The organism is Lacihabitans sp. CCS-44, assembly GCF_024343735.1.
Lineage (GTDB): Bacteria > Bacteroidota > Bacteroidia > Cytophagales > Spirosomataceae > Leadbetterella.
Window position 1 is genome coordinate 158,825 of record NZ_RJUE01000057.1, and the last position, 12,016, is coordinate 170,840.

General features: G+C 41.1%; 11 protein-coding genes. 6 read left to right on the forward strand and 5 right to left on the reverse strand.

Features of this window, described 5'->3' with window-relative positions:
• Positions 1-179: 179 nt before the first annotated feature.
• The 3 genes from EGI26_RS12445 to EGI26_RS12455 form a co-directional block, all read right to left on the reverse strand.
• Entirely contained in the window at positions 180-563 is a 384-nt protein-coding gene (locus EGI26_RS12445) for a four helix bundle protein (RefSeq protein ID WP_255078747.1), read from the reverse strand.
• 133 nt (positions 564-696) lie between these two features.
• A complete protein-coding gene (gene garD, locus EGI26_RS12450) occupies positions 697-2,325 on the reverse strand; it encodes a galactarate dehydratase (RefSeq protein WP_255078750.1) in 1,629 nt (542 codons plus the stop codon).
• A 41-nt stretch (positions 2,326-2,366) separates the two neighbouring features.
• Positions 2,367-3,812, reverse strand: coding sequence for a GntP family permease (locus EGI26_RS12455; RefSeq protein ID WP_255078752.1), 1,446 nt, complete (start codon positions 3,810-3,812; stop codon positions 2,367-2,369).
• 648 nt (positions 3,813-4,460) lie between these two features.
• On the opposite strand from EGI26_RS12455, the gene EGI26_RS12460 reads away from it, so the two are divergent.
• The 6 genes from EGI26_RS12460 to EGI26_RS12485 all read left to right on the forward strand — a co-directional run bounded on the left by EGI26_RS12460 (position 4,461) and on the right by EGI26_RS12485 (position 10,212).
• Entirely contained in the window at positions 4,461-6,812 is a 2,352-nt protein-coding gene (locus EGI26_RS12460; RefSeq protein ID WP_255078753.1) for a PQQ-binding-like beta-propeller repeat protein, read from the forward strand.
• Between the two features lie 67 nt (positions 6,813-6,879).
• Positions 6,880-7,104: a hypothetical protein gene (locus tag EGI26_RS12465; protein WP_255078755.1), complete on the forward strand. Its 225-nt coding sequence runs from the start codon at positions 6,880-6,882 to the stop codon at positions 7,102-7,104.
• Between the two features lie 108 nt (positions 7,105-7,212).
• Positions 7,213-7,602, forward strand: a complete 390-nt coding sequence (locus EGI26_RS12470) for a hypothetical protein (RefSeq protein WP_255078758.1) — start codon at positions 7,213-7,215, stop codon at positions 7,600-7,602.
• 412 nt (positions 7,603-8,014) lie between these two features.
• Positions 8,015-8,596, forward strand: coding sequence for a Crp/Fnr family transcriptional regulator (locus EGI26_RS12475; RefSeq protein ID WP_255078761.1), 582 nt, complete (start codon positions 8,015-8,017; stop codon positions 8,594-8,596).
• Between the two features lie 60 nt (positions 8,597-8,656).
• Complete coding sequence (locus tag EGI26_RS12480; protein WP_255078762.1) at positions 8,657-9,586, forward strand: NAD-dependent epimerase/dehydratase family protein; 930 nt, start codon at positions 8,657-8,659, stop codon at positions 9,584-9,586.
• Complete coding sequence (locus EGI26_RS12485; protein ID WP_255078763.1) at positions 9,583-10,212, forward strand: type 1 glutamine amidotransferase domain-containing protein; 630 nt, start codon at positions 9,583-9,585, stop codon at positions 10,210-10,212. Before EGI26_RS12480 ends, EGI26_RS12485 begins: the two co-directional genes overlap by 4 nt.
• Positions 10,213-10,568: 356 nt before the next feature.
• Here EGI26_RS12485 and EGI26_RS12490 read toward each other — a convergent pair whose 3' ends face one another.
• Together EGI26_RS12490 and EGI26_RS12495 are read right to left on the reverse strand one after the other, a co-directional pair.
• The gene (locus EGI26_RS12490; protein WP_255078764.1) at positions 10,569-11,768 is read right to left on the reverse strand and encodes an IS91 family transposase; all 1,200 of its coding nucleotides are present in this window, start codon (positions 11,766-11,768) and stop codon (positions 10,569-10,571) included.
• Positions 11,761-12,016, reverse strand: a 256-nt coding sequence (locus EGI26_RS12495) for a tyrosine-type recombinase/integrase (protein WP_255078766.1), incomplete at its 5' end; no start/stop codon positions are given. The genes EGI26_RS12490 and EGI26_RS12495, both read right to left, overlap by 8 nt.

The window sequence follows — 12,016 nt, forward strand, 5'->3', positions numbered from 1 at the left end:
CTGGTTATTGGTGACTGGTTATTGGTGACTGGTTATTGGTTATTGGTTCTGGTGGATTAGTTACTTGTAAACTGGTGACTGGAAATTGGCTAGATCTAACACTTGAAATAGAAAATATCTATTTGTCAGTAACATTTAAACCAATCACCAATTTACCAGTAACTAATAACTAAAATTACCTAATCCTCTTCTCTAGGTTTTTGAGTTTTTCTTAGGTGATTAATGTATCCGTTGAGTAACCTCCCACATGAGTCAATTTTTGTTTTAAAATTCATTAATTCATCTTCATTCATATATTTCTCATCAAATGCTGTAATTAAATGTTCTAAGGTTTCGTTCAATGAACCTCTTGAAATACGGCAATACTGAATATTCTCTTTATAATAAAATCTACCAAATCCTTCAGCTAAATTGGCTGTTAAGCTTCTTGAACTTCTTAGTACTTGGTCGGCTAATTTGTATTTTTCTTCAATTGGAAATTTAGTTTTAACCAGAACTGAAATACTAATTCGTAATTGTCGAGATTCTTTATAAACCTCTAAGTCTGTGAAATTCTTTATCATATGTGTTAATTTATTATTCGCCGTTTCTTTAATTTATCTTTCATTTTTCCCACCACATAATCTGACAGTAACCAGTACACAATAACCAATACACCAGTAACTAGTAACTAGTAACCAGTATACCAATAACCAATTACGTCAAAGGTCCAGGATTAAACAAAACCAAATCATTATAAAGCCCCAGTTTATCAGTTGCCACTTTTTGGTTTCCACTCGCAATTTCGAGAATTAGGTGGAACAATTCCCAGCCCATTTCTTCGATAGTTTTTTGTCCGAAAGCCACTGGGCCAGCATCAAAATCTATTAAATCGTGCCATCGGTTGGCGAGTTTTGTGTTTGAACTTACTTTTATGACAGGAACCATATTTAAACCATAAGGTGTGCCTCGACCTGTGATAAAAACGTGCATATTCATTCCAGCCGCCAATTGGAGTGTTCCGCAGACAAAATCACTGGCGGGCGTTGCCACAAAATTCAATCCTTTTTTACGAATCTTTTCCCCTGGTGAAATCACATCTACAATCGGACTTGTACCAGATTTCACGACCGAACCGAGGGCTTTTTCTACAATATTACTCAATCCACCGCCTTTATTTCCTGGGGTTGTGTTGGCACTTCTATCGGCTTTGCCTTGATTTAAATAATTATCGTACCATGCCATTTCCTCTTTGAGTTTTTGTGCAACTTCTTCACTTTCACAGCGAGGAACGAGCAAATGTACAGCATCACGGACTTCGGTAACTTCTGAGAAAAACACCGTTCCACCTGCTTTTACAATCAAGTCAGCGGCAAAACCTGAAACTGGATTTCCTGTCAAACCCGAAAAAGCGTCGCTTCCTCCGCATTGCATTCCCACCACCAAATCAGCCACCGAGCAAGTTTCTCTTTTTCGCTGATTGAGTTTTTTAAGATGTCTTTCAGCCATTTCCATGATTCCGTCCACCATTTCGTAGAAACCCTCGAAAGATTCATCTTGGAGATAGAGAATAGAAGCCCCCCCCGCCCCCAAAGGGGGTGCTAAATTCTCCCCCACTGGGGGTTGGGGGGCTAGTCTTTCAGGCCTCAATTTCTCACAACCCAAACCAATAATCATAATTTCACCGCCAAAATTTGGGTTTTGGGCGATGTGCTTGATGGTACGAATCGGAATCATCGCGGCTGGTGCATCAATCGCAATGCCGCACCCATAACTATGATTAAAAACCACCACATCATCCACATTTGGGTATAGTGGTAAAAGCTCTTTTCTTATTTTGTTTTCAATAAAATTTGTAATGCCAGCCACGCATTGAACACTTGTAGTTATGCCCAAAATGTTCTTTGTACCTACACTTCCATCGGAGTTTTTATAGCCCTGAAAAAGAGCCCCCCCGCCCCCCGATGGGGGAGTTTTTAGAACTGATTTAGTTCCCCCATTGGGGGTTAGGGGGCTGTATTTAATTTCTTCTAAGTTTGGGGGCTGTGGCATTGTTAAATTGCCTTCGTTAATCCAACTTCCTTTTTCAATGTTTTTATTTGCATAGCCAATCACTTGACCGTAGCGAACCACTTCACAACCCTCATTCAAAGTTTGCAAAGCCACTTTATGCCCCATCGGAATATCTTCTTCAAGAACAATTGAATTCAATACAATAGCACCTCGTTTCAAACCTGTTGGATTTGCTACGATGGCTACGTTGTCGTTTGGGTTTGTTTTTATTACAAGCCCCCCGACCCCCGATGGGGGAGTTTGAGTATTATTTGATTGAGTATTAAAATTCATAATTATCTGTTTAAAATCCCCCCTTTGGGGGTCAGGGGGCTTTACACCATCGGAAAAATCCAAGCAGCTATCATTGTCAGTATTACCCCAGCCAGACCCATTAAACTTTGCATTGGGGCTATAGTTTTTAGGGCTTCTTGCTCAGTTAAGTTAGAGGTTTTACACATAATCCAAAAACCTGCGTCGTTCATCCACGGAATTAGTTTTGCACCGCTTCCGATGGCCAAACATAAATAAACTGGATGAAAACCTAAGTTTGCATTTTGAGCCATTCCTGCCAAAATGCCTGAAGCAGTTATCAAGGCCACCGTTGCTGAGCCTTGAGCCGTACGCACCACCATCGTGATAAAAAACGCCAAAGGAATCAAAGCCATTTGGTAGTCTTTTGTCAAATCGGCAATGCGGCTACTGATACCTGTTTGCTGCAACATTCCGCCAAAAGCACCTCCTGCTGCTGTAATTAAAATAATTCCTCCGCCGCTCATTAAAGCTGTCCCTACAAATGCGGTTAGCTTCTCTTTGGTAGTTTTTTTCTGACTGGCTAAAACCAACAATGCAAAAATAGCCCCCATCAATATGGCAATGTTTTTATCTCCAAAGAATAAAACGAAATCTATTAAGCTATTGATGATAGAAAAACTTGTTAGTGGTGCATCAGATTTGTGAAAAGCCTCCACACCTGAACGAATACAAATAGTAACCAAAGGAAACAGAGCGGGTAGTAAAGCCCAGCCCAAAGCAGGCAATTCTTTATCGTCTTTTTCGGCAATGGCTTTTATGTCTTCTAAACGAGCATCGGGCGAATCTCGAAGTGGAATATCAAATTTCTTATTCAGATAAACTGCTATCAAATAACCAACTGTGATGGTACAAAGTCCAAGAAGTGAGCCGCAAACCATCATGAGGCCAATAGGTACGTTCATGGCAGTTATCAAATACAAAGGTCCAGGCGATGGCGGCACATAAGAGTTGGCCATCACTGCTCCGGCAATTACAGAAAGTGCTAAAAGCAGATAATTTTTCTTTAATCGCATTCCCATGGCTTTGGCCAGCGGCATCATCAAGAAAATAACGGTATCTACAAAAACGGGAATCGTCAGGAAAAAGCTACTTAGAATAAAACCGATAGGGGCATTTTTTTCGCCCGTAACTTTGAGCATGGCTCGGATAATCTTCTCGGCTGCACCACTGTCGAGCATCGCTTTGCCTATGATGGCCGCCATGGCTATCAAAATACCAATTTTAGCACAAGTATTGCCAAATTCTATCCCTATTCGCTCTCCAATACTTTTGTGGGCGGCTTTTAAGGCGTCGGCCTCCAAACCGCCTTTTGAAATAAAAAATTGCTCTACAGATTCCACTGGCGTTAGTAATGCCACCGCTATAGCTGCTAAAAGCAAAGAAAGTACCGGATGTAACTTAAATTTTATAATGCCACCCACAACGATGGACATTCCGATGAGCATGATAAGTATAGGGTCAGTCATAGATTCAAGGAATAGATTGAGAAAGCAAAATTATATAAACTTAATCCTGTTTACTATTGATATAATGCCAAAATATGGTACTTTTTCGGTTTATAAAATTTATTGTTACGGAATGATAAACCTAGAAAATGTTTTTCGTGCAAAAAGTATCCTTTTTGTGATTTTGGAAATACTGGCATCCGACTAAAAACAATAATGATAAAAACAGCTAACTTAAATAACATTCAAGGCCTATTTTTTTGTTTTTCAAAAAACACCTACAATCTAAACTTTGTGTCGGCTGCCGCCTAGGCGTTCATTTTTTCCGGGTTGCCGGCCCAGTCGAAAAAACGAACCAAAAAAAACTGCACCGCATCGGCGGTCCGATCAGCAAACTCACGCAGTCAAAATTCTGTATATCTACTAGTTAAAATAAAAATTCTAGACCAGAATTTTGACCGCGTTCAAACAGTGCTGAGCGATATAAGGAATCATTATTTTATTAATATTTTTAGTCGGATGACAGTATTTTGGAAATGAACTTTAACAAATAATTGAAGCTAAGTTCAATTGATGAAATTATTCATGAGCTATTTAGAACGAAATAAATCATTTCAATTCACAGACATTATTACTATTTTTGGAAAACGTTCAAACTCTAATCTTGCTATGAAGAGATCTATAATGCTGTTCCTTTGTTTGTTTTTGGCCAAAATCATCGCCTTTTCACAAGTCAAAGTTGCTACAAAACCCGAATTGCCAACGGCTCTGAATGGCGTCTTTAGTACCGAACAGGTGGCGGCTATCTCAGAAATATATGCCAACAACTGTGCAGCTTGCCACGGAAGAGATTTGAGAGGAAGCGAGGGCGGAACGGCTTTGGTGGGCGAGAGATTTCAAAGCAAATGGAAAAACAAAACCCTAAGGGAATTGTATGTTTATACCAAAACCACCATGCCCAAAACACAACCCAACTCATTCGACGAAAAAACATATACTGCACTCATCGCATTCATTTTGAACGCCAACGGATTTCCGGCTGGTGAAAAACCTTTGAGCTTTAGGAATCCTTCGGAGAAAATTATGATGGGCATGGCTCCGCCGTCGCGGGTGAGTATGGGTTTCAAGCCTGCCCTCGTAAACACCAGGCCCAAAACCATAGAAGCAGATTGGAAACAGCATCGGGGAGATTTTGCGAGCACCAACTATTCGCCGCTTGACCAAATAAATGAAAGCAACGTAAGTCAAATGAAAATAGCTTGGCGGTGGAAAACCGACAATTTTGGCCCAAATCCTGAGTTTTATTTTAAATCTACACCCCTGATGGTCAAAGGTATAGTGTACACCACGGCGGGCTTGAGCAGAAGTGTGGCAGCCATAGATGGCGAAACTGGCGAAACACTTTGGACCTTTAGACTTGACGAAAAAGAACGAAAAGCCTACGTGCCTAGGCAAAACTCTGGCCGAGGCGTGGCCTATTGGGAAGACAAAGTAAACGGTCTAGACAAGATTGTGTTTGTATCGCCCAGTTTTCAGCTCGTGGCTTTGGATGCCAAAACAGGTCATTTGGTAAATGATTTTGGTGAAAATGGCATTGTGGATTTAAAAAAAGGTTTGGACAGCCAAATAGATCCCCTGACCTCCACCATTGGCTCTACCTCACCGCCCATTATCGTGAATGATGTTATCGTGATAGGTTCGAGTTTTCCTGTTGGACTGGCTCCTACCTCTAAAAGTCAGGTACGAGGCGATATTTTGGGCTATGACATAAAAACAGGCAAAAAAATCTGGACTTTCCACACCATTCCGCAGGCTGGCGAGGCAGGAAACGACACTTGGAAAGCGGAAAGCTGGAAATACACGGGCAATGCCGGAGCATGGGCTCCCCTTACCGCCGACCCAGACTTGGGCTATGTATATCTGCCGATAGAAGCTCCTACGGGCGATTTTTATGGCGGTCATCGTCCAGGAGACAATCTGTTTTCGCAGAGTTTGGTTTGCCTCAATGCCAAAACTGGCGAAAGGGTCTGGCATTATCAGTTGGTGCATCACGACATTTGGGATTATGACTTGCCCGCTCCCCCCATTTTGGCTGACATTAATGTAGATGGAAAACCTATAAAGGCCGTGGTGCAAGTCACCAAGCAGGCCTTTGCTTTTGTTTTTGATAGAATTACAGGGCAGCCAGTTTGGCCAATAGAAGAAAAGCCTGTACCCAAAAGCACAGTACCGGGCGAAATCACCTCTCCTACGCAGCCGTTTCCCACCAAGCCGGCTCCGTTTGACCGACAAGGTTATTCCGACGACATTCTGGTGGATTTTACGCCAGAAATAAAAAAAGAAGCCCAGAAGATTGCGGCCAAGTTTCACAAAGGGCCATTGTACACGCCTGTAAATCTATATAATCCACCGAAAGAACTGGGTACTTTGATGATACCCGACGCCGTAGGCGGAGCCAACTGGCAAGGTGGTGTTTTTGACCCCGAAACAGGCGTTTTATATGTGTCTTCGAGTACTGTTTTGCGGCCCATGAGCATAGAACCCGCACCCAAAGGAGCTGGGGACATGGATTATGTGGCGTTTTTGGGTGCCTCACGCATTGGGCCCTATGGCTTGCCCTTGGTGAAGCCGCCCTATGGCAGAATAACGGCAATAGACCTCAACAAAGGCGAACACCAATGGATGGTACCCAACTCCGACACGCCCGAATGGGTAAAGAACATACCGGCACTCAAAGGGCTGAAGATACCGAGAACCGGTTCTCCCGAGCGGGTGGGCATGTTGCTTACCAAATCGCTACTATTTGCTGGTGAAGGCTCAGGCTTGTATGCTTCTGACGGCGGTGGCGGCAAGGTTTTTAGAGCCCATGATAAAGCCACAGGGAAGATAATTTCAGAGATAAACCTACCTGCCAACCAAACAGGCGTACCGATGACCTATTCCATAAACGGCAAACAGTACATCATAGTAGCCGTTGGAGCCGTTGGCCATCCGGGAGAGTTGGTGGCTTTGTCGTTGTGAAAATGTCAGCCGCCCGCTGACAATTTAGTTCAGAAAATACACGTACCGAAGAATAGGCAACAAATCTATGTTGAAAGCCAGAGACGACGGTATATTCCTCATTTCTGAATCGTTTGGAGTGCGTTTGGGCTATCTCTTTGTGTCGAATATGTTCTCAGATTCCATGAATTTGATGTCGAATTCCTCGAATCTAACATCAAACTACCCCCCAAGCGTGTGCAAAGTAGCCGAATCTGATGTTGGATTCCTTGAATTTGATGTCGGATTACCCTCATCTGACATCGTAGCCTAGGAGTTTGATGTCAGATTCCACGAATCTGATCTCATATTCCACGAATTTGATGTCAAATTCCTCGATTTTGATCTCGAATTCGTCGAATTTACGTTTGCTCTATAGGAGGTGTTTTTTGGTAGCACATTTCCGATTCAACAAGGGCGATGCTTCATTGGCGATTTAGTGTTAAACATCGGCGATTTTGTGTTCAACATCCATGATTTTGTGTTCAACATCGGCGATGTCAAGCTCAACATCGGCTCCGTCAACATCAACATCGACGATGTCAAGCTCAACATCGGCTCCGTCAAGATAAACATTGGCGATGTCAACATCAACATTGGCAATGTCAACATCAACATTGGCGATGTCAAGATGAACATCGGCGATGTCGAGATGAACAGCGGGCGGCGTTCCGTCGGCGATTTTGTGCTCAATTCGGGCGGCGTTCCGCTCACGATTTTGTGTTCAATTTTGACGAATTTCTGTTCGAATTTCATAATTTCTATGACTTAATCCTACGTACTAGATCTAAAGATTGTCTTTATATATAAAATGAAACTGACTTCAGACGTCTTTAATCTTTATTCGATTATTGAAGCTCCAAAACTACCGAAATCTACACCCATATAACCACCAAAGGCTTTGATCGAATAGTTAGTCCTTTGGACAAATTAAAACTCAAGTGAATAGTTGGAAAGTAGAACATTAGACGATATATTTGATTTTGTAAAACACAAAAATCAAAACACAAATACGCACATGAAAATATTAACGAAACTCCCCTGTTTTCTCAAATCACTCATTAGCAACACATTAACAATAAAATCAATCAAAATTTAATAACGATATTAACGAAACTCTGAAAATGTGTTTCGTTAACATACTCGTTGGCGGCAACTTTAACGAACCGTGTGCATAGACAAGAATGGAAGAACTTAAAGCATACTTAAAAGACAATTCACGTCTGACAGAACACAATCCGACTGAAAAAGATTGGGAAATCATTTTGTCGAAATTTGTCAGACAAGATTTTCCTAAAAAGACAATTCTTACGAAAGCAGGACAAACCGAAAACTATCTCAATTTTATTCTAAAAGGAGTTGCCCGATTTTATATTCCAAAAGAAGAAAACGACTTGACTTTTAATATCGTTTTCAGCAACGGTTTTTTAAGTGCTTACGACTCTTTTTTAACGCAAAAGCCATCAACGTATAACATAGAAACATTGACGGACACTACTCTTTTGCGACTTACATACAACGACTTGCAAACCATATACAACGAAACAGAATTTGGAAACATCATCGGCAGACAAGCAAGCGAAGAATTATTTTTGAAAAAACAAAAACGGGAACTTTCGCTTTTAAATCTCACAGCCGAACAACGTTACCTAAACTTATTCAGCGAACAACCAAAACTTATAGAACAAATTCCGCTGAAATACATTGCTTCCTACATTGGTGTTACACCGCAAGCATTGAGCAGAATACGAAAACGAATTTATTAACTTGGGTTCATTGTTTCATCTTACAAATAGTTTGACCTTTGCAACCAAAACGAAATAGATATGCAAACAATACTTGGAGCAAACGGACAAATAGCAGACGAATTGGCAAAGGAACTGCATAGAAATTACACAACTGATATTCGGTTGGTAGGCAGAAATCCTAAAAAAATAAATGAAACAGACCAACTGTTTACTGCAAACTTATTGGACAAAGAAGCAACAGACAAAGCCGTTGCAGGTAGCGAAATTGCTTACCTAACCGTTGGTTTACCAATGAATGCTAAAATGTGGGAAGAACAATTTCCTATTATGATGAAAAACGTAATTGATGCCTGTATAAAACATAAAACCAAGTTGGTATTTTTTGACAATACTTATATGTATGCCAAAAACAACAAACCGCAAACCGAAGAAAGTCCGTTTGTTCCTGTTGGGCAAAAATCAACCGTGAGAGCAAAAATGGCAACAATGTTGTTAGACGAGATGAATAAAAAAAATATTGAAGCGGTTATTTGCCGAGCACCTGAATTTTACGGAACAGGAAAAACGCAAAGCATAACAAATACTTTGATTTTTGACAACATCAAACAAGGCAAAAAATTAAAAGTTCCAATCAAAGACAATACAAAAAGGACTTTAATTTTTACACCAGACGCAAGTCGTGCAATGGCGTTAATCGGAAACACGCGAAATGCCTATAACCAAACATGGCACTTACCTTCTGATGACAACAGGTTTACCTACAAAGAAATGATAAAGCTTACTTCAAAAATTTACCAGAAAGAGCTTAATTATTCTGTCATAAAAATGTGGCAATTCAAGTTGGGCAGTTTGTTCAACAAACAAGCAAAAGAATTGCAAGAACTTTTGCCACGATACAAGTATGACAACATTTTTATTTCCGATAAATTCAAAAAACAATTTCCCGATTTCAAAATCACAACCTATCAGGAAGCCATTACACATATTTTAAAAGAACAAAAACAATGATGATGAAAATTTTAATTATAGTTACCAGCGTTTCAATGTATGAAAACGGTAAATTGGAAACAGGTTTGTGGCTTAGCGAACTGACACATATTTACGACCTTGCCAAAAAGCAAGGGTATGATATAACGATTGCAAGTCCAAAAGGTGGAAACACACCTATTGACCCCGAAAGTCTAAAACCAATGGTATTGGATAAAATGACCAAAAATTATTGGGCAGACAGTTCATTTAGAGAGTTGCTGAAACATACAAAAAGTTTGAGCGAAGTTGCAGAACAGCAATTTGACGTTGTTTATTTGGCTGGCGGACACGGCACTATGTATGACTTTCCTAACGACACAACTTTGCAAGAAATTATCAGACAACATTACGAAAACAACAAAATAGTTTCGGCAGTTTGTCACGGAGTTGGCGGACTTTTAAATGTGAAGTTGTCAAACGGAGAATATTTAATCAAAGACAAGACAATTACAGGATTTAATTGGTTTGAAGAAAGTTTAGCAAGACGAAAAAAAGAAGTGCCTTTCAACCTTGAAGCAGAACTGAAAAAGAGAAAGTCAAACTACAAAAAAGCATTCATACCAATGACATCAAAAGTGCTTGTGGACGGCAATTTGATAACATGACAAAATCCATTCAGTTCAAAAGAAATTGCGAAAGTGGTAATGCGACAACTGACAAAATAAAAGCAGCCGCCAACATTTAGCAGAATAGAAGAAAGACCCCACTAAAGACCCCTTTATATTTGGGGTCTTTTTGCTATTTGGTGTTCGGCGAAACTGGTGCGGTGTCAAAGTCCGTAAAGTAGACACTCATTAGATTTCAGCGGCATTGTCTGTAGGTGTATAAGTAGCTGGTTTTGTAGTTCCGTTTTTGTTTTTCTATTAAAAAGCTGCGTTTTTTATTCAAAAAAGCATAAATCTTCCCTTACCCAATGAATTGAATGAGTTGAGTTATTTTATTATTTCTGTTGTGTGAACCCTCAAAACTCTATTGGCGAAGCTTTGTTTTTGGGTTTTTCTCCAATTGAAATCGTTCCGCCACTTCTGTAATGCGTGGCTACCAACTCCAGATGATGTTCTTTGCATTTTGGACAAACTCTTATGTCAATGCCGTACTTTTCTCTGATGGTCACATACACCGGTATCCGCATCTTGGCGGGTGGTGCGGGTAGATTGAGTTTTTCAAACAATTCTTTAAGCCTTTTGCCTCGGCCGTGGTTTTGTAAATAACCGAAATGACGAATGCGTACGTATCGGAACGGCAATATGTGCTGCTCAAACCGCCTGATAAATTCATCAATGCTTATCGTCATTTCTTTGTGCTCGGCATCGGTGCCTCGGTAGCGGTAGTCTTTGTATTTAAATGTTACAGTTCCTTCTTTTTCGTTGATTTCCAGTATCCTGTGCGGTGTTATGGCCGTTTTATGCGTGTAACGCCCAAGATACTCTAGCACCGTTTTTGGTCCACTGAATGGGCGTTTGGCATATACATTCCAATGTTTCTTGCCTACTTCGTCAATGAGCTTTGTGGTGTCAGTTTCACCAACCTGAAGGCTACCTGATGCCAATAATGCTCTGAGGTTTTTCAAAAAAACCGCCTTGTATATCTTCTGCATAATGGGCTTCGGAAACAAATAGCTCTGGTTTTGGGACTTGTCTGACACCCATTCGCCATTATTCTCGCCACCACCACTCACTATGCAGTGTATGTGTGGATGAAAACTCAAGTTTTGACCCCAAGTATGCAGCACACTTATTATCCCTGGTCTAGCACCCAGAAACTTCGGGTCGGCTCCGAGCTTGAGCAGCGTATAGCTGCTGGACTCAAAAAGCAGATTGTACATCGCCACTCGGTTGCCCATTATCAGACCGTTTAGCTCATGTGGAAGAGTGAAAACAATGTGGTAGTATGCAGTAGGTAGCAGTTCTGTTTCTTTGTTGGCTATCCATTGGTCACGTTTAGTTCCTCCGCAGTTAGGGCAATGTCTGTTTCCGCATGAATGAAACTGGTATCGTTCATGTCCACAGTCAGAACTCTCACAGCGGTAGTGATGCACCCCCATATTGCCCGTGTGGCAATCGGTCAGTTTTTTGAAGATGTTGCGGCTGTACTGATTACTCACCATTCTGCTTGCCTTGTTAAACACCACCTGCTGGAGTTTTTGGGCTACCTCAGTCATTTTTCAGGCGGTCGAGCGGCGAGACCAACGTTGACCTTCGGGTAGTGGTCAGGTGCAGATAAACCATCGTGGTTTCGATTTTACTGTGACCCAAAAGACTTTTTATAGTGTGTAAATCCACCCCGTCGTCCAGTAGATGAGTTGCAAAACTATGCCGTAAAGTATGAGCCGTGTAGCTTTTTCCGCCCAATCCAGCGTTTTCCATGGCGGCATTTACTGTGGTTTGTAAACTGCGTGAATGTAGCGGC